Below are 17,358 nucleotides of genomic sequence, written 5' to 3' on the forward strand. Positions count from 1 at the left end.
CTATACAGGCCCCGCGACCCGTGCTTCCTACGCCAGTATCAACTGGGTCAGGTTCTAAGGGTCGCGTCGCCGAGCTTGCGCTCTGTCAGCCTCTCAGTCTCCTTGGTGAGACTCCCCTGCATGCATGATTTAGCTAGAACGATTATGAACTACTGTCAAGACAGGTTTTCTCGCATGGGTCGAGTTGATGGTATCCTTGCAGCGCCTGTCTAGGTCAGGTTTTCAGCTTGAATTGTTCTGAAACGTAGTCAATCCATGCTCTGACGCATGGGTTATGCTTATTTTCTTTCGAATAAACGACAAATATGCCGGTTTCAAAAGCAGTTGAAGTGACCTCATAGTCGGAGAGGATCGGAACCAAACTGCCATTCTTGATCTGGTCTTGCACCGCCCAAATTGGCTGAATGATGATACCCACACCTTCCACCGCAGCTGCTGTGATGAGGTCAGCATTATTCGTTGCCAACTTCCCTTCACGAGCAGGAACGCGGTAGGTGTGTCCGCTCTTCTTCAGCTTCCAACTATCGTTAGCGGCGGCGTACGAAAATGTGAGTATGGTATGCCCTTCAAGATCGTCATGAGTTTCGATCCTGGCGTGCTGCCTTAAGTATGAAGGAGCAGCAGCGAGCACAAAGCTCTGTTCTGCGATCTTTTTCGCGATCAAACTTGAATCAGCCAGCCGACCGATACGTATAGCTGCATCAAATCCTGCATCGACCAGGTTCACCATCCTGTCATCGCTTACAATTTCAACGCGAATGTCAGGATAAAGCTTCATAAATCCGCTCAAGATTGGAGCGATATATAACCTGGCATAGCGCCATGGGACGGAGAGCCTTAATAGCCCGGAAACACGCCCGTCTTGCGCATGAACTGTGCGCTTTAGCTCGTCTACCTTGTGCAAAATGTCCATGGCGTGGACATAGGCCCCTTCGCCCGCTGGTGATAGTCGTACCAAACGCGTCGTCCTGATAAAAAGGGCAACGCCAAGTTCTTTCTCAAGGCTTGCAATGTGACGCGTCACCGAAGAATTCGCCATGTTCAGCTCCCGAGATGCCTCTGCAAAACTCTTGTGCTCTGCCACCTTTGTGAAAACGAGCAAACTTTGAGCAAGGTCAGACATCTTCGTATCCCTCTTTCTTCATCGCTTAGAGAAAGCGGACCGCCATTATTGCAAAATCAGGAATGATCTATTCCACAATATGCGGTTTTTCTCAACAGTAGCTCAAACTATATATTCTGCAATGTCACGAATGAATGGCAACGGGATGTAAGGATGACCCTATGGCCCAAGCGGAAAAACAAAACGTAGAAGCAAGATTGAACTACCAGCTGGTGAAGTCAGGTAACCCTCAAATCTTAATCGACCCTGACGGAGAAGTCGGTAAACGCGTTGAACCGGAATTCGACAATACAGTTGTGGCACTTCACGATGTGCGCGTTGATGGAATGCCAAGCTTTCAAACTCATGGGATTGAGTTCCGGACCGCCCCGAGCCAACTTTCTGACTTTGATAATCAAAATTCATTCAGAGCAGTTTATGACTGCGAGGTAGAAAACCTCATTAAAGAAGTGACCGGCGCGTCAGACCTTGTCATTTTCGACCATACGCTGCGCACGGATGATAATAGTGTTCGCCGCCCTGCCCGACATGTTCATGGTGATTACTCGGCGCGTTCTGGGCCAAGCAGGTTGCACGACGTGCTTGATGAAAACCAGGCAACGCAATGGGAGCGAGGGCACTACGGTATCATCAACGTCTGGCGCCCGGTCAATCATAGTGTGCAGACTGCTCCCCTTGCATTTGCAGAGCCAGATACGGTGGACGCAAACGACTGGACAGATATCGATCTGGTTTACCCGCATAGACGAGGCCAGATCACCGGGTTGAAGCGCAATGGCGCTCATCGCTGGATTTACATGTCCAACATGACCCCACAGGAGACGGTCGTCTTCACCACATTTGACAGTATGGGCAAGCCACCTGTTGCTCATTCTGCGGCCGATTTGTTGATCACGCCGCAAAACGCGAAACCAAGACAAAGCATCGAAACGAGAGCGCTCGTTCGGTTCAGCTGAAGACGGCAAGAAAGCTAGGAAGAAAATGTCCGACAATTTATACATCATTAATCGCGAAGCCGGCTTTGGCCCAGAAGCACTCCCTATTTGGACTGATAAAGAGGGTAGGATTAACCCATTCGAGCAGCGCGACCCAAGTGAAGTCACACGTGTTGATTTACCTGAAGTTCCTGGTGCCTTTCAGTTGCTGAACGTGCTTTCAGATAGCGAGGCCGACAACATTGTCAAAATCGCAGAGCAGCTTGGGTTTCACAAGGACTCCCCTGTATCGCTGCCTCATGAAATTCGCCACAACAAGAATGTGAATTGGGTGGTCAGTAAAGCGATTGACTCAGTCTTATGGGATAGATCAAAGCACCTGGTCCCAGAGGTTGTGGGCGGTCAGAAGGCAACTGGCATTAATGCTAGGTTCCGGTTCTATCGATATGACGCAGGCGACTATTTCAAGCCGCACTCCGACGGCGCTTGGCCTGGTAGCCGCGTGATTGACGGCAAGTTAATCGCGGATGCATACCCAGGGCAGCTCAGCCAGTACACCTATCTGATCTTCTTAAGTGACGGTTATGAGGGGGGCAGGACACAGTTCATGGTGAGCAAATCGGATTCATCCAAACCGGCACAGCGTCAGGATGACGTTAATCTCGTTGAAGTGCGCACACCAAAAGGTGCAGTGCTGTGTTTCCCTCACGGACATCACCCCTTGCACTGTCTGCATTCAAGCGAGCAGATCGCATCAGGTGAAAAGTACATCATTCGCTCCGATATTCTGTTCGGCTAACGCCAGCAAACGAAGTCAGTGTGCACCCCAACAGATCTGATGTACGCATTGAGCTGTGCCAAAAGAAAGAACAATTGTAATGTTGAAATCATTTGATCCTAGCAATGGCGATTTAGTCGGCGAAGTTGCAACGACACCCGCTGAAGACATCGATGCGATTGTCGCTGATGCCCACCTTGCACAAAAGAAATGGGCGAAGCTCAACGTGACTGAGCGGGTCGCTATATTGAATAGCGCTTATGAGGACCTTGCCCAGCAAATAAATCCGCTCGCTGAACTCTTGAGCCGAGAAATGGGAAAAGACCTACGTCGCTCTTCGGGTGAAGTAACAGGTGTTGCCATGGGCTCACCTTATACAACGGATGGCGTTGCCAGAGCTATCCAACCCAAACAGATAGATGGCGGCATGATAGAATATGTTCCACTCGGTGTTGCCGCCGTTATCTCGCCCTGGAACTATCCTCTGGCTATGGCAAACAACCTTATCGTTCCTGCCTTGATCGCTGGTAATAGCGTTGTGTTCAAGCCATCTGAGGAGACCCCGCTTATTGCTCAGGCTTTTGCTGAGACGCTGAACAGACACCTTCCGAGCAACGTTCTCCAGATTGTTCACGGTGGGCGTGATCTGGGCAAAGCCATAGTGGAGGCTGATGTCAACATCATCGCATTCACAGGCTCACAAGCGGCAGGCAAAGACATCATGCGACGTTCAGCTTCTGGGTTGAAGCGTTTGGTGATGGAGCTTGGTGGCAACGACCCTATGATCGTGTTGCCTGATGCCGATCTCAAGAGAGCTGCACAATTTGCCGTTGCTAGCAGCTTTGAGAATGCGGGACAGATGTGTACTTCGACAGAACGGATTTATGTTCATGAGAGCGTTGCAGATCGGTTTGAAACAATCGTTTTTGATATTGCACAGCGCTATCAGTCCGGTCCCTGGGATCAGCAAGGTGTTAATATCGGCCCGATCATCAACAACACCCAAAGAGGTAAAGTCATTGATCACATTGACGATGCGATCAGTAAAGGCGCCCGCGTGTTGTTAGGTGGCGGTGATCATCCAGAACATTATGTTGCCCCGACTGTACTGGCAGATATTACGCCAGATATGAGGATGGAAACAGAGGAGACTTTCGGCCCGGTTGTCGCGATTAGTCGCTACAAAGACATAGATACAGCGGTGGATCGTGCAAATGATTCAGAGTTTGGTCTTGGTGCTGTTGTGTTTGGCAACAAGGCAGCTGTTGAAATCGGGCGCAGGCTCGAAGCTGGAATGATCGGTATCAATGGTGGTCCTGGTGGCGGCGGAGACGCGCCTTGGGTCGGCGCTAAACAAAGCGGGATCGGCTTCCACGGCTCCGATGATGGACATCGCCAGTTCACTCAGGTTCGCGTCATCGGTTAATGACCATGTATCGCCACAGACCTCGGTCGAGGTTTTGAGGGCTGTGGCGATAGCGCGGTAATTGACAGAAAACTATCATGATTGCACGAAAGCCAGAGACAGCTGGTTTGCATAGCATGCTGACCCCAAGGGCAGTTAACTTGTTGGGCGGCTCTGGAGCTGCTTTTCACAAGATTGCTGCCCTCGGGTGCACCACAAACGCCCTATTGGGGCTTTCCAAGCACTGCGAGTGCGTCTTCCTTTGAAATGATGCCCTGATAGCCCATCTCACCGCGAATATGGGCAACTATCTGAATGCGTTCGGCGTTGTTCTTGGCCAGCTTTCCTGTCCCATGACGCAGGCTGTTCTCAAAGCCAATGCGTGCATGGCCACCGTGAGCAAACGAAAGAGCAGCACAAGCTGTCTCGGCGCGGCCAAAGGCACACAGCATGAACGGGTTGGCCTGTTCTATATGAGTTGCTGCATCACGGGCGAGTAAGAAACCAAGAAGATCCGTTGGATCGCTTTCCTGATCCTTTGCATAGCGACCCAGCACATATAGCTGACTGCCGTAACCTTTTGGAACAACACCTTTTGCCATCAGATCATCCAAACGCGTGATGTCTTCTGGAGCATACAAGATATGCTGGAGGGCGCGGCCAGCCTCTTGGGCTTCATGGTAGAACCGGCGAGCCAAATCCAAGTCACCGCCCTCAGGCGCCATCTCGCGCATGGCAACTGAGACGGCTTCTGGCTCAACAGCTGCAACCACATCAAATTGCTGTTGCGCAGTATAACGCCCAACAGCTTCTGTTGTGATCTGTACAGTCAGTTCAGGACAAATGGCTGTCACTTCAACCAGCAGTTCTTTGTAAAGACCCGCGTCAAGAACATGTTGCCCCTCGCCGTCGCGGACATGGGCGTGGAGCGCATCAGCGCCCTCCGCTTCCACATTGACGGCACAGGCCACAACCTCTTCAATGGTAACAGGCAGTTGTGGGTGATCAGCTTTCCCTCTGCGCGCGCCGTTTGGCGCGCTCATGATGAGACGCTTCGTCATCTGGCAGGAACTCCAGCTTGAGCAAGACTTTCATCAATTGCAGAGCTGAGTTTTTCTACAATTTCAGCAATGTGACTTTCATCCATGATAAATGGAGGGGCCAAGAGAACATGATCCCCCTGCTTGCCATCAATAGTGCCGCCCATAGGATAACAGATCAGGCCACTTGCTTTCGCAATCGATTTGATCTTGGCATTAATCTTCAATGCAGGGTCAAAGGTCTCTTTGGTTTGGCGGTCTTTGACCAGCTCAAGTCCGCGAAAAAGACCGCGCCCGCGGATATCACCAATGTTGGGGTGCTGACCGAAAGCAGCCTCTAGTGCACTTTGCAGCTTTTCGCCCATATCGCGGACATGCTCCATCCGACCTGGCTCAGTCAACTGCTCCAGTACCGCAAGGCCAGCTGCCGCTGCTGCTGGGTGGCCCATATAGGTGTGACCATGCTGGAAGAAGCCTGTGCCAGCGGCAATTGTGTCGTAGATCTGCTTTGAACACAGCATTGCACCAAGCGGCTGATACCCGGCGCCCAACCCCTTGGCAATCGTCAGAATGTCTGGTGATACGCCATCTTCAACACACGCGTAGATATGACCTGTCCGGCCCATGCCGCACATCACCTCATCAAGCACAAGCAGCACACCATACTTATCGCAAATCTGACGAATACGCTTTAAGTAACCAGGGGCTGCAGGGACCGCGCCCATCGTTGCACCAACGACAGGTTCAGCGAAGAAAGCGGCCACTTTTTCAGGGCCAACGCGCAGGATCTCTTCTTCAAGCAAGTTAGCTGCACGCAAACCATATTCTTCAGGTGTTTCATCTTCGCGCTGATGGCGGTAGGCATAACAAGGCTCAATATGAGACATATCAATCAGCAGTGGCGCGAACATTTCGCGGCGCCATTTGTTACCACCTGCCGACAAGGCCCCCAACGTGTTCCCGTGATAGCTTTGCCAACGCGCAATTACGTGAGTTCGCTGGTGCTCACCCTTTTCGACAAAGTACTGGCGCACCAGTTTAATAGCAGCTTCAACAGCCTCGGACCCGCCGGACACCAGATAAACGCGGTCAATGCCTTCAGGCGCATGCTCTACCAGTTTGTCTGCCAGCGCTTCAGCTGCATCACTGGTAAAAAAACCAGTGTGAGCGAAAGCAAGTTTATCCAGCTGGTCTTTAACGGCCTGAATCACCTTTTTATTTGAGTGACCGAGGCAGGAGACAGCGGCTCCCCCACTGGCATCAAGGTACCGTTTGCCGTCCTCATCAATGAGGTAACAACCGTCACCTTTAACTGCGGTGGGAAGGGTAACACGCATATTTCTTGGAAAGATATGGCTCATTATACAGCCTCCGGGCTGTAGTTCTTTTGTTCGTTCAACCGTTCATATCCACGCATTAAAGCGTATGATATTTGCACTGCTTCACATTGCCTAGGTCAAAGTACTTGTCCATACAAAACTGTAAAATATCTCCAGATTGTGATGACCCAATCCTCCAAAGTCTTGCTTTGTGATATTTTAGAACGGTTTTGGCTTATATAGTTATCAGGAGGCGAATTTATCGCCTCCAAAAAAGGACGGTCAATGCGATGCCCGGGGCACCTGAAGCAGGAAAAAACTCAGAGCAATGACATCATGAGTTTATTGAGCTTCAATGGCAAAGCGACGGGTCTTCCAAACGATGCTATGTGGCTTCTTTTTCAGAAACAATGCAATCGTAAGCACCATGGTCAACGCTTCTGCAATTGGCAGAGCATAGAACACGCTCATTGGCCCAGTCACCTGCCATAGGCCCACAATCAGAAGCAATGGCAAAGCCAATGACCGGGAGACGGCAATAAGAGCAGACTGGGTCGCGCAATGCATTCCGGTGAAGTAGCCTGAGAACGCTATATTTGCACCACTAAACAAAAAGACAGGCCAGATGACAGCGATGATTTGAACAGTCATATCGATCGTAGCCTGCTCACCTGACTCCAAGAACGCGCTCGCAAGCATTACGGGTTCTAAGATGAGCAGCGCAGCCAGACACAAACCAATTGCAACATTGGTGCCTACTCCAATTTTCAGAAACTGAAAAATCCGGCGTGGTTTACGCGCTCCATAGTTTACGCTCACTAGAGGCCCTAGCCCCTCACCCACCCCGTAAAAGATCATAATTCCAGTGAAGAACAGGTAGCTGACGATCGTAAACGCGGCAACACCTTGCGCCCCAATTTCGGTAATCAAAATCCAGTTGCACAAAAACGCAACCAAACCAGCAGAACTGTCATTGATGAACTCCGAAAACCCGTTATAGGCCGCTGTTTGCATTACCTTCCATGATCCAAAAGGACGGATTGGTTTCAGCTTTGCATCCTTCTTGAAAAAGTGGAAAAGCATGAACACCATACCAACCTGACTGGCAATACCAGTGGCCAGAGCTGCGCCCCAAACGCCCCATCCCCAATACCCGATCATCAAAGCATCTAAGATAATATTTACAAGTGTGATCAGCACGAGGCTTGCAAGGGAAAAATTTGGTCTGCCATCGACACGCAGAAAGTGCGACATCGAAACAGCAAGGCTCAAGCCGGGAAAGAACCAGGCAACAGTGCGTATGTAGACCTCAACCAGCTCAGCCGTTTCAGCATTAGCGCCGAGCGCTTTTGCCACTGTTGGCGTAAAGACAATAAGCAGCAGTGCAAACAGCGTGGAAACGCCCACCACGCTTATCAGTGCCTTGGTGAAAATGTTCGATGCATCCGCATAGCGCCGCTCGCCGATGAACTTTCCGGCAATGACTGCAGCACCAACGGTGAGCATCACAACCACGCCAAAGAAAAGAGAAAACATGGGTGTGATAAGGCTAATGGCTGCAAGTGCAGTTGAACCAACATAGTTGCCGACAAATATTCCATCTACGATACTGGCCGATGCAATGGAGATGAGCCCCAGCACCGCTGGCACGGCAAAGCGAGTAAACTCCTTTGCCGGACGACCGGTGATCATCTGTTCTTCTGCGGAAACTACTGACATTGGGCACCTTATGCTTCTGGAAACGGGCTCCTACAGCCTTCATTGGGATCAAAGGAAATTGAACACACGCTCAACTTGGACATACGCTCAAGTTTGTGGTAAGTCAAGAATACTGCACATAATCGCAATTCATATGGATCTGCCAATGGCTTACCTGGCGAAAGACGAACGCCGCAAAGCAATCATTATAGCAACACTGCAAGTTGTCGCTGAAAAAGGGTTTGCTGGTATTACCACCAGAGCAGTCGCAACCCAGCTGGGTGCTGCAACGGGCATTCTGCATCATCACTTCAGTTCGCTCTCAGAGTTAAAATGCGAAGCACTGCGCTTTCTCTCGCGCAAAAACGAGATGAAATCCAGAAAGATGGCACAGGAGTTGACGCCTACTCAGAGCTTACTCAAAATCTTGAGTTTTGACGCGACCCCTGAAGAAAAATCAGAGGCGTGCATCTGGATCAGTGCGGCAGATGAAGCAGCCAGAGAGCCTGAGTTTGGCCGCGTTTATGCGCAGGAATCCAACAGGTATCATGAATGGGTCTGTGAAAATTTGAAGGCGGGTGCCAAAACGGGCGAATTCACGCTCTCCCTTTCCCCAGAGCTGGCTGCCTGGAAGCTGATGACAGTCGCTCATAATTTATACGATGTTTCCAGCCTGCCGCACACGGACCTTTCACCACAAATGGCTGTTGAAATTCTCAAACAAGAGCTTATTGCTACCCTTGGTTTAAAGAGCAAAGACCTTGCGTCTCAGTTGCTTTCCAGTCAATAAAGAACAAGTCACCTACATTTAACCTCAGAGACCTGCGCATGAAGAAGATCCTCATTCTCAACGGCCCAAACCTCAACCTGCTTGGAATGCGCCAGCCGGACGTTTATGGCTCAACCACACTTGCTGAGATTGAGGACCAGTGCCGTATGCATGCCAAGACACTGGGTGTTGAGGTTGAGTGTAAACAGTCCAATCATGAGGGCGAGCTGATTGACTGGATCCATGCAACGCGTCAGTCCCACACAGCAATAGTGCTCAATGCTGGAGCATACACCCACACCTCAATTGCAATTATGGACGCAATTTCCAGTGTGGAGCGCCCTGTCATTGAGTTGCATCTATCCAACATTCACCAACGTGAATCGTTTCGTCACACTTCCTACATCTCGAAGGTGGCAAAAGGTCTGATCTGCGGACTTGGTGCGCATGGTTACACGCTGGCTATGGATGCAGCGCTTCGCATTTTAGAGGAAGAAGGCTGAGGCTCAGCCAGAGCTGCTCTTCCCTCAGTGCTAGTCGTAATTTTTGGAGTTGCGCAACTTTTTCACGTTTCCGCGTTGCTTCTTGCCCTCTATACGCCGCCGCTTGGACGCAAGTGTTGGCCGCGTCGCTTTTCGTGTTTTGGGGACGTAGGCTGCTTTGCGGATCAACTCCAGCAGGCGCTCCAACGCATCGTCGCGATTGCGCTCCTGGGTGCGAAAGCGATCCGCTGTGAGAACAATCTCCCCTTTCAGTGTCAAACGCGAACCGGCGATTGTTCTTAGGCGAGCCTTCAAATCATCGGGAAGAGTCGTATTCCCATCCAGATTGAATCGCAATTGCACGGAGGAAGACACTTTATTCACGTTCTGGCCGCCTGGCCCCGACGCCCGAATAAAGTCTTCTTTGATGTCGCGCTGTTCAATTGAGTAGCGCTCGTTTACTTGAATTGTTTTGCGCTCACTCACTGCTCTCACCAACTGCGCCTATCATCCATAGTATTGATTGAAATAGTATATTTTACTCTTTGGTCAAAAATAAAACCTCAAGCTGCGCCTTCCGCTATAATACCAGCCTTCCAGATTTGCAAAGTTTTAGGCATTAAAACATTTCTCGACCACAAGGACGGTTGAACGTAAAATCCACCTATATGTTTGATATCGCTTGATTTAGTCAGGTCTTCTACCTAGTCTCAAACCACATGTTGTCATGAAGCTATTAATTTGTGACACCTAGCAGACCAGCACTATTCGTCTCAAGCGTATTTGGAGGGGACATGACTGAGGTTAACGCATTGGCGCGGGGCGAAATCGCCGGCCTGACCACAAACAACCTTGATGCCCATTGGATGCCTTTTACGGCAAACCGACAGTTCAAGAAAGATCCTCGCCTTCTTGTGAAGGCCAAGGACATGCATTACACCTCCGCCGATGGTCGCCAGATTTTGGATGGCACCGCCGGTCTTTGGTGCTGCAATGCAGGTCATGGTCGCCAGAAGATCGTTGAAGCTGTACAAAATCAGGTCGCCGAGCTGGATTACGCCCCTCCTTTCCAGATGGCACATCCAAAATCTTTTGAGCTGGCTGCACGCCTGGCAGCTTTGATGCCAGACCCACTCAACCACCTCTTTTTCACCAACTCCGGCTCGGAGAGTGTTGAAACCGCCTTGAAAATGGCGCTTGCTTACCACAAAGCCAATGGCCAAGCCTCGCGTACGCGCTTGATCGGGCGCGAGCGCGGCTATCACGGGGTCAACTTCGGTGGTATTTCCGTCGGGGGCATGGTTGCCAACCGCAAGCAGTTTGGGACCATGCTGGCAGGTGTAGACCACATGCGCCACACCCATAATATTGCTGGCAACGAGTTTAGTAAGGGTGTGCCGAAAAACGGGGTTGAGTATGCAGAGGACCTGATGCGCATGGTTCAGCTGCATGACCCTTCAACCATCGCAGCTGTGATTGTAGAACCTGTTGCAGGCTCTGCTGGCGTTATTTTGCCGCCGGAAGGCTATTTGCAGCGCCTGCGTGAGATCTGCGATGAGCACGGCATCCTGCTTATCTTTGACGAAGTCATCACTGGATTTGGCCGATTGGGGACGCCGTTTGCAGTTGACTACTTCGGTGTGGTTCCGGATTTGGTGACAACGGCAAAAGGCCTTACCAGCGGCGTTGTGCCGATGGGTGCCGTTTATGCCAGTTCCAAGATCTATGATGCATTCATGACTGGCCCAGATCACTTGATCGAACTGTTTCACGGTTACACCTACTCCGCCCACCCACTGGCTTGTGCTGCTGCTTTGGCAACACTTGATGTTTATGCCGATGATGAGCTGCTGACACGAGGCGCTCGTATCTCCCAGTATTGGGAGAACGCACTGCACTCGCTTCGCGACTGCAAGCATGTGATCGACATCCGCAACATCGGTCTTATCGGGGCCATAGAGCTGGAACCAATGGCTGGGGAGCCAACCAAGCGGGCGTTTACTGCCTTCCTCAAAGCCTATGAGAAGAACATTTTGATCAGAACAACTGGCGATATCATTGCTATGTCGCCGCCATTGATCATTTCTGAAGATCAGATTGACGAGCTGACCGGAACACTGCGTGGTGTTCTTAACGCGCTGGATTAAGCACAGCTTCAACCTGTCACTGACATTAAGGGCGCTTCGGCGCCTTTTTTCGTTTAAACCATTATTTTCAATGCGTTATCTAACACACCTCAAGTTAAAGTTGATTAACTTTAACCACTTACTGAGCTGCAAACTCCACGTAATCACCACAAGCGGGCTCGCCATGGGTAATCTCGCCTGATAGTGTGCCGCTCACTTTACAAGACAACACCCCTCAGGATCAGCATGTTACCCTCCCGCGATATTTCTCGTCTCATCGAAATCATGAAGGCACTTAGAACACCTGGCACTGGCTGCCCATGGGATCTGGAGCAAAACTTCAAAACCATCTCACCGTATACCATTGAAGAAGCCTACGAAGTTGCTGATGCCATTGAGCGCGAGGACCTTCTTGATCTAAAGGAAGAACTCGGCGATCTCCTGTTCCAGGTGGTCTATTATTCCCAAATGGCGCAGGAAGAGAACGCTTTTGCATTTGAAGATGTGGTGGAAGCCATTGCTAAGAAGATGATCCGTCGCCACCCACACGTGTTTGGCGATGACGAGCAAAAAGCTGCGGGCTTTCCTAAGGGTGCGTGGGACAAGATCAAAGAAGAAGAAAAGCAAGAACGCAGAGAACAACGCGCAAAGATGGGCCTTTTGGAAAAGCAGCCAAGGTTTCTTGATGAGGTTCCAAACGTTTTCCCGGCCTTGACCGAAGCAGAAAAACTCCAGCACCGTGCCTCCAAAGTGGGTTTTGATTGGGGTGCAGCAGAACCTGTGCTTGCAAAAATCAAAGAGGAAGTTGACGAGCTTTCCGCCGAAGTCAAAGCTGATACGCCAAACCGCAGCAAGATTGAGGACGAGCTGGGGGATGTCTTGTTTGCGGTCGCGAACCTTGCCCGTCATCTGGAAATTCAGCCAGAAGCCGCGTTAAAGCGCACCAACGCAAAGTTTCGCCGCCGCTTTGCGCATATCGAGGATGCTGCGAAGGAAGAGCAACGCCCGCTTGCAGACCTGTCTCTTGATGAGATGGAGGCCCATTGGCAATCGGCAAAGCAGTTTGATCCAAAATAACAAGCTAGTCTATCAAGGGGCATGTTTGCGGGCTTAACTCTTTTAAATAGCCCGCATCCAGATACGGCTGTATTTTATTCCATTCTCTTAGCACATCTGCAGCAAACTCTGGATGCTCATGCCATTTGTCGGCACTCACTGGATACCTGTTGGATGCCATGAGCATTTTTACCAGATCAGGCCAGTAGCGCTCCAATGTCATGAGGTAACGCCGTGACGCACTGGCACTGCCAACCGCGATCACGGAGTGAATATCATCATACAGATCAAGCTGCTTAAGAAGCTCAATAGAGAAGCGGACATTCTCACCAGTATTGGTAGCCCTCGTTTCCAGAACAATCTTTTCTTCGGGCACACCAGCAGCCACCAGCCCCTCACACATCACCTCTGCTTCCAGCTGCCCTGTTCCAGTCACTTGCCCGCCTGTGACTAAGATACGCGCGACGAGACCATCACGCCACAGCTTCAACGCAACCTGAACACGCGCTTGCATGCTTCTACTGGACCCAAAAAGAAAGCAAAGATCGGCTTTGCGGATCTGTGTTCTAACGATCATATACCGCGTTATCTCATCAACAAGCTGCGGTGTTAATCCGGCTAATAATTGAATTGGACAGCTCATAACATGACCAACTTACCGCTTATTCCCAGTCGTGTCACGTTCAGCACTTAAGCACGGAAGAGCCGGTAAATCTCGCCGGAAACTGTAATCACTCACACCCCAGAACGGCGAGATTTTCTTACTCAAAATTTCGGTAATGTCGCAAAATTTGAGATTTGGATACACTTGAGTGATGCTTTAGGGAATTGAGAGAAAGTTAGAGGATGCCCTCAACAACCATCAGAGACTTAAGAGAATTTCTTCAGGAAAGGAACCTGCAAACCATCCGTACAAAAATTGATCGCGGGCACGCGGACGAACGCCCTTTCGATTTCATAATTGTAGTCAATACATTAGACCTTCACTCTTCGTTATCATGCCTTAAAAGTACTTCAATCATTGGCGCTCAAAACAGCGAATGTGTACGACATTTAGCCTGTGACCTTGCAGAGATTACATTGAATTTCATTGATGACGCGAGAGATGAAATAAAACAAATAATTGAAACATGCAGGACGGAGAATCCAAAGCTCAATGAAGCTAGGCAAACGATATCTGAACAGTTAGCCAGAACCGCTGATGCAAAGAACACTGCGGTTCAAAGTAATAGCGAATTCATGCGGCTTTCCAGAGCAGAAGCTGCATGGGCAGCAATGCTTGGGTTAACTGCCTGCGATCCATACGTGTCAGTTAGAGTAGTGGCTTTACAAACCGAGCTAGCTGCTCCTGACCCTGCCGATGTTATTAAAAAAATGTCCGAGACACTTCGAAGATGGCTAGCTAATACCAGGATCAGTTAGAAGCGTCTGTATTGCAAATATACAGAGTTCAGGCGTTGTCTTTGAATCTCCCATACTTAGAGGTGTTACAGCAGGTTAGTTCTTGTAGAGAGATGCCCCGAGTGAACGCCCAAGCAAGGCTTTCGTCAGTTCGTGAGGTTTAATCCTGTCTCGTTTTGGCCGTGCACTTTGGCCAAAACGCCTATTTGAAGCGAAAAGCCCCACTCTTTCGAGCAGGGCTTTTATGTCTTTATCAGCACAACACAATCAGATAGGCGAGTAACCGCTGTCGTCTTCTTGTGTTGGCTCATCTGGTAGTTCCAGGCCTGTCACAAAGTACTTTGCGAACCGCTCCCGAACCCTTGAGCGATGGGCTTCTGGTACACGCACATCAAGACGAATGCCGTTCTCAGTATCCTCCCGAGTGAGAATTTCACAGTTCTGGTAAAGCCACGCATGGCCCTCTCCATCACTGTGCGGCAACACCATAGAAACCGTATCCAGCTGCTCAGCCAAACGGGCTTCAATCCGCGCAATAAGGTCAGAAACGCCCTCACCACTTACTGCTGAAAGAGCAATAGGCCCTTCTTCAACCGAGTTGGCTTCAAGCAGTTTCTCCCGATGGTCCTCTTCAAGCCTATCGATCTTGTTGTGGACCTCAATGACCCGATCACTCTCAGAGACTTTCAGTCCGAGCATTTCCAATGTCTCGTTCACGTCTTGAGACTGCGCCTTGGTGTCTTCATGAGCAATGTCACGCACATGAAGCACAATATCAGCCTGAATCACCTCTTCCAGTGTCGCCCTGAAAGCGGCAACCAGATTGTGCGGCAGCTCTGAAATAAACCCAACCGTATCGGAAAGGATCACCTCGCGGCCATGCGGCAGCTTGAGACGACGCAGAGTTGGATCCAGTGTCGCAAACAGCAGATCCTTGGCAAACACATCTGCATTGGTCATGCGGTTAAACAACGTGGACTTGCCCGCATTGGTGTAGCCAACAAAGGCAACCACCGGGTGCGGAACTTTCTTACGTGCTTTACGGTGCAGCTTTCGGGTCCGCTGAACCTGCTCAAGATGTCCTTTAAGCAGAGTAATGCGATCCTGAATGACCCGACGGTCAGCCTCGATCTGGGTTTCACCTGGCCCACCCACAAAGCCAAGACCACCACGTTGACGCTCAAGGTGCGTCCAAGAGCGGACAAGGCGTGACTTTTGCCAGGAGAGGTGCGCAAGCTCGACCTGTAAACGCCCCTCTTTTGTTTGGGCGCGTTCACCAAAGATCTCAAGAATGAGACCTGTCCGATCGATGACTTTGCAGTTCCAATCTCTTTCAAGATTACGCTGCTGGATCGGAGTTAGCGGATGATCGACAACGACCAACTCAATCTCTTCGGCTTCCAGCTGCTGGCGAATTTCTTCCACCTTGCCGGAGCCAAACAGACTTGCAGGTTTCACAGCAGACAGCCGCACCAAACCAGAGGAGACAATCTCCAACTCGATTGCTGCCGCTAGTCCAACGGCTTCTTCCAGCCGCGCCTGTGGGCTTCGCTCAGCGCCGAAAGGACGCTCTGGCGCACCCTTCCCTCTCGCCAAAGCTCTGCTTTGAATGATCGGTACGACGACGAGTGACCGAGTTCCCCGGGTCACCTCGTCTTCGCCGGCCTCAAGGTTCGCATCGCGTTGCTTGCGGTTAAGACCGGCTTCTTTTTTAGATTGGGGCTTCAATCAGCCTCCTGCTTTTTCGCCTTCTTCTTCAGCTGGTTCGAACAGCTGTATAGGGCTATTTGGCATAATTGTGGAGATAGCGTGTTTGTAAACGAGCTGGGAATGCCCGTCACGGCGTAATAATACGCAGAAATTATCGAACCAAGTAACTACACCTTGCAGTTTTACACCATTGATCAAAAAGATTGTCAGTGGAGCCTTCTGCTTCCTGACGTGATTTAAAAATGTATCTTGAAGATTTTGAGCGCGGTCAGCCATATCTATTTTTTTCCTATTCTCAGTGGACACGGCCGCGGCATCCACCATTTACTGTTCCCATCCTCGAAACGGCCAAGAGACATTCACAAACGCAAGTGAGGTGTCTCAAACACTAAGGTCCGCCGTCTTTTTAAGTTCCCTTCAGCAAACACCGGAGGCGCTAACCTCCGGCAACTTCCAGTTTAATCAACTCTGACGCGTCATGGAATGATTTTCTTAAGTCCTGAACTATTGGCCCTGGCTTGCCATCACCCAAAATTGTTTCATCAATCTTCACGACAGGCATAACAATGCCGGATGCACTTGTTATAAATGCCTCCTTAGCACTTTTTGCCTCATCGATTGAAAAGCCACGCTCTTCAACGGAAAGTCCGTTCATTTCCGCCAGTTTAAGAACACCCGCACGGGTAATTCCTTTTAGAATTCCGTGGTTAGCAGGTCTGGTCACCAAAGTGCCGTTGCTTAAGATTATCCATGCATTAGTTGAGCCACCTTCAGTTACCAGCCCATCTTTATCCACAAACCATGCTTCGCGGGCCCCTGCAACCTTAGCCTTTTGTTTAGCAAGGACATTAGGCAAAAGACCAACTGTCTTAATATCAACGCGGTCCCAACGATTCTCTTCCACGGTAATAACACCAACACCCTTAGCCGCAATTTGGTCTAATTTTTGTGAATTGATCGATTTTGCGGTCATGACCACGGACGGTGGAGTATCATCTGAGGGAAAGTAGTGATCGCGTACTGCGACGCCGCGCGTCACTTGCATGTAGATGATACCCTCTTTCACCCGGTTCAGCGAAATGACCTCTTTCATCACGTGTGAAAGAGCGGCACGGGACATGGGGGCTTTGATCTGCAGCTCTCTTAAAGAACGATCCAGCCGATCCAAATGCGCTCCCATATCCACGATATGGCCCTTCCAGATCTCACAGACTTCATAAACGCCATCTGAGAACTGGTAGCCCCGGTCCTCAATGTGCACAGCAGCTTGGGAGTGCGGTACATATTGTCCATTTACGTAGGCAACGCGGCTCATCAATCTCTCCATATCCGGAAGTATTCAACACGTTACATCTAAGGGTATTTACCAAATACACTCAAGGGCCAACCATCGGATAAAACTAGATATTTCCACCTTGAAACACTGAGAAATTTATAAATTCCACCGCTGCAAGCGCATACCCTCACCGGGGACGTAGGGTCAGGGTATGCAAAAACAGAGCGGGCGTGCAAATAC

General features: G+C 50.3%; 17 protein-coding genes and 1 riboswitch. Of the genes, 8 read left to right on the plus strand and 9 right to left on the minus strand.

Features of this window, described 5'->3' with window-relative positions; all coding sequences use genetic code 11:
- Positions 1 to 7: 7 nt before the first annotated feature.
- A riboswitch (TPP riboswitch) is annotated at positions 8 to 128 on the minus strand.
- An 86-nt stretch (positions 129 to 214) separates the two neighbouring features.
- Positions 215 to 1,123 carry a LysR family transcriptional regulator gene (locus BMZ51_RS00105; RefSeq protein ID WP_068009793.1) on the minus strand — a complete coding sequence of 303 codons (909 nt, stop codon included), beginning with the start codon at positions 1,121 to 1,123 and terminating at the stop codon, positions 215 to 217.
- 161 nt (positions 1,124 to 1,284) lie between these two features.
- On the opposite strand from BMZ51_RS00105, the gene BMZ51_RS00110 reads away from it, so the two are divergent.
- From BMZ51_RS00110 to BMZ51_RS00120, 3 genes are all read left to right on the plus strand, one after another.
- Positions 1,285 to 2,079 carry a CmcJ/NvfI family oxidoreductase gene (locus BMZ51_RS00110; protein WP_068009792.1) on the plus strand — a complete coding sequence of 265 codons (795 nt, stop codon included), beginning with the start codon at positions 1,285 to 1,287 and terminating at the stop codon, positions 2,077 to 2,079.
- Between the two features lie 25 nt (positions 2,080 to 2,104).
- The gene (locus tag BMZ51_RS00115; protein ID WP_068009790.1) at positions 2,105 to 2,857 is read left to right on the plus strand and encodes a 2OG-Fe(II) oxygenase family protein; all 753 of its coding nucleotides are present in this window, start codon (positions 2,105 to 2,107) and stop codon (positions 2,855 to 2,857) included.
- A gap of 79 nt (positions 2,858 to 2,936) precedes the next feature.
- Positions 2,937 to 4,262: an aldehyde dehydrogenase family protein gene (locus BMZ51_RS00120; RefSeq protein ID WP_068009787.1), complete on the plus strand. Its 1,326-nt coding sequence runs from the start codon at positions 2,937 to 2,939 to the stop codon at positions 4,260 to 4,262.
- A gap of 203 nt (positions 4,263 to 4,465) precedes the next feature.
- On the opposite strand, the gene BMZ51_RS00125 is transcribed toward BMZ51_RS00120, so the two are convergent.
- From BMZ51_RS00125 to BMZ51_RS00135, 3 genes are all read right to left on the minus strand, one after another.
- Positions 4,466 to 5,302 carry a beta-keto acid cleavage family enzyme gene (locus BMZ51_RS00125; RefSeq protein ID WP_068009779.1) on the minus strand — a complete coding sequence of 279 codons (837 nt, stop codon included), beginning with the start codon at positions 5,300 to 5,302 and terminating at the stop codon, positions 4,466 to 4,468.
- Positions 5,299 to 6,642 (minus strand): aspartate aminotransferase family protein, encoded by a 1,344-nt coding sequence (locus tag BMZ51_RS00130; RefSeq protein WP_068009776.1) that lies wholly within the window; start codon positions 6,640 to 6,642, stop codon positions 5,299 to 5,301. Before BMZ51_RS00130 ends, BMZ51_RS00125 begins: the two co-directional genes overlap by 4 nt.
- Before the next feature lie 300 nt (positions 6,643 to 6,942).
- Positions 6,943 to 8,319: an MATE family efflux transporter gene (locus BMZ51_RS00135; protein ID WP_068009773.1), complete on the minus strand. Its 1,377-nt coding sequence runs from the start codon at positions 8,317 to 8,319 to the stop codon at positions 6,943 to 6,945.
- Positions 8,320 to 8,464: 145 nt separating this feature from the next.
- On the opposite strand from BMZ51_RS00135, the gene BMZ51_RS00140 reads away from it, so the two are divergent.
- Both BMZ51_RS00140 and aroQ read left to right on the plus strand, forming a co-directional pair.
- Positions 8,465 to 9,088 (plus strand): TetR family transcriptional regulator C-terminal domain-containing protein, encoded by a 624-nt coding sequence (locus BMZ51_RS00140; RefSeq protein ID WP_068009893.1) that lies wholly within the window; start codon positions 8,465 to 8,467, stop codon positions 9,086 to 9,088.
- Between the two features lie 38 nt (positions 9,089 to 9,126).
- Positions 9,127 to 9,570, plus strand: coding sequence for a type II 3-dehydroquinate dehydratase (gene aroQ / locus BMZ51_RS00145; protein ID WP_068009772.1), 444 nt, complete (start codon positions 9,127 to 9,129; stop codon positions 9,568 to 9,570).
- Between the two features lie 30 nt (positions 9,571 to 9,600).
- Here aroQ and arfB read toward each other — a convergent pair whose 3' ends face one another.
- Complete coding sequence (gene arfB / locus BMZ51_RS00150) at positions 9,601 to 10,035, minus strand: alternative ribosome rescue aminoacyl-tRNA hydrolase ArfB (protein WP_244271416.1); 435 nt, start codon at positions 10,033 to 10,035, stop codon at positions 9,601 to 9,603.
- Positions 10,036 to 10,343: 308 nt separating this feature from the next.
- On the opposite strand from arfB, the gene aptA reads away from it, so the two are divergent.
- Together aptA and mazG are read left to right on the plus strand one after the other, a co-directional pair.
- Positions 10,344 to 11,696, plus strand: a complete 1,353-nt coding sequence (aptA, locus tag BMZ51_RS00155; protein WP_068009768.1) for an omega-aminotransferase AptA — start codon at positions 10,344 to 10,346, stop codon at positions 11,694 to 11,696.
- 225 nt (positions 11,697 to 11,921) lie between these two features.
- Positions 11,922 to 12,752, plus strand: coding sequence for a nucleoside triphosphate pyrophosphohydrolase (gene mazG / locus BMZ51_RS00160; RefSeq protein WP_068009766.1), 831 nt, complete (start codon positions 11,922 to 11,924; stop codon positions 12,750 to 12,752).
- Between the two features lie 4 nt (positions 12,753 to 12,756).
- On the opposite strand, the gene BMZ51_RS00165 is transcribed toward mazG, so the two are convergent.
- Positions 12,757 to 13,308, minus strand: a complete 552-nt coding sequence (locus tag BMZ51_RS00165) for a YdcF family protein (protein ID WP_208979192.1) — start codon at positions 13,306 to 13,308, stop codon at positions 12,757 to 12,759.
- 269 nt (positions 13,309 to 13,577) lie between these two features.
- Between BMZ51_RS00165 and BMZ51_RS00170 the strand changes: the two genes are divergently transcribed.
- A complete protein-coding gene (locus BMZ51_RS00170) occupies positions 13,578 to 14,153 on the plus strand; it encodes a hypothetical protein (RefSeq protein ID WP_068009762.1) in 576 nt (191 codons plus the stop codon).
- Positions 14,154 to 14,399: 246 nt separating this feature from the next.
- Here the strand turns inward: BMZ51_RS00170 and hflX are convergent, their stop codons facing one another.
- From hflX to BMZ51_RS00185, 3 genes are all read right to left on the minus strand, one after another.
- A complete protein-coding gene (hflX, locus tag BMZ51_RS00175; RefSeq protein WP_068009761.1) occupies positions 14,400 to 15,860 on the minus strand; it encodes a GTPase HflX in 1,461 nt (486 codons plus the stop codon).
- Positions 15,861 to 16,118: an RNA chaperone Hfq gene (gene hfq / locus BMZ51_RS00180; RefSeq protein ID WP_068009890.1), complete on the minus strand. Its 258-nt coding sequence runs from the start codon at positions 16,116 to 16,118 to the stop codon at positions 15,861 to 15,863.
- Positions 16,119 to 16,278: 160 nt separating this feature from the next.
- On the minus strand, positions 16,279 to 17,157 hold the full coding sequence (locus BMZ51_RS00185; RefSeq protein WP_068009753.1) for a D-amino-acid transaminase: 879 nt from the start codon (positions 17,155 to 17,157) through the stop codon (positions 16,279 to 16,281).
- Positions 17,158 to 17,358: the final 201 nt, after the last annotated feature.

This window comes from Pseudovibrio axinellae (genome assembly GCF_900110875.1).
GTDB classification, from domain to species: domain Bacteria; phylum Pseudomonadota; class Alphaproteobacteria; order Rhizobiales; family Stappiaceae; genus Pseudovibrio; species Pseudovibrio axinellae.

Excerpts from the sequence above, each read along its gene's own strand:
- BMZ51_RS00105 (WP_068009793.1), bottom strand. The coding sequence starts at position 1,123 with ATGTCTGACCTTGCTCAAAGTTTGCTCGTTTTCACAAAGGTGGCAGAG.
- BMZ51_RS00110 (WP_068009792.1), top strand. The coding sequence starts at position 1,285 with ATGGCCCAAGCGGAAAAACAAAACGTAGAAGCAAGATTGAACTACCAG.
- BMZ51_RS00115 (WP_068009790.1), top strand. The coding sequence starts at position 2,105 with ATGTCCGACAATTTATACATCATTAATCGCGAAGCCGGCTTTGGCCCA.
- BMZ51_RS00120 (WP_068009787.1), top strand. The coding sequence starts at position 2,937 with ATGTTGAAATCATTTGATCCTAGCAATGGCGATTTAGTCGGCGAAGTT.
- BMZ51_RS00125 (WP_068009779.1), bottom strand. The coding sequence starts at position 5,302 with ATGACGAAGCGTCTCATCATGAGCGCGCCAAACGGCGCGCGCAGAGGG.
- BMZ51_RS00130 (WP_068009776.1), bottom strand. The coding sequence starts at position 6,642 with ATGAGCCATATCTTTCCAAGAAATATGCGTGTTACCCTTCCCACCGCA.
- BMZ51_RS00135 (WP_068009773.1), bottom strand. The coding sequence starts at position 8,319 with ATGTCAGTAGTTTCCGCAGAAGAACAGATGATCACCGGTCGTCCGGCA.
- BMZ51_RS00140 (WP_068009893.1), top strand. The coding sequence starts at position 8,465 with ATGGCTTACCTGGCGAAAGACGAACGCCGCAAAGCAATCATTATAGCA.
- aroQ (WP_068009772.1), top strand. The coding sequence starts at position 9,127 with ATGAAGAAGATCCTCATTCTCAACGGCCCAAACCTCAACCTGCTTGGA.
- aptA (WP_068009768.1), top strand. The coding sequence starts at position 10,344 with ATGACTGAGGTTAACGCATTGGCGCGGGGCGAAATCGCCGGCCTGACC.
- mazG (WP_068009766.1), top strand. The coding sequence starts at position 11,922 with ATGTTACCCTCCCGCGATATTTCTCGTCTCATCGAAATCATGAAGGCA.
- BMZ51_RS00165 (WP_208979192.1), bottom strand. The coding sequence starts at position 13,308 with ATGATCGTTAGAACACAGATCCGCAAAGCCGATCTTTGCTTTCTTTTT.
- BMZ51_RS00170 (WP_068009762.1), top strand. The coding sequence starts at position 13,578 with ATGCCCTCAACAACCATCAGAGACTTAAGAGAATTTCTTCAGGAAAGG.
- hfq (WP_068009890.1), bottom strand. The coding sequence starts at position 16,118 with ATGGCTGACCGCGCTCAAAATCTTCAAGATACATTTTTAAATCACGTC.
- BMZ51_RS00185 (WP_068009753.1), bottom strand. The coding sequence starts at position 17,157 with ATGAGCCGCGTTGCCTACGTAAATGGACAATATGTACCGCACTCCCAA.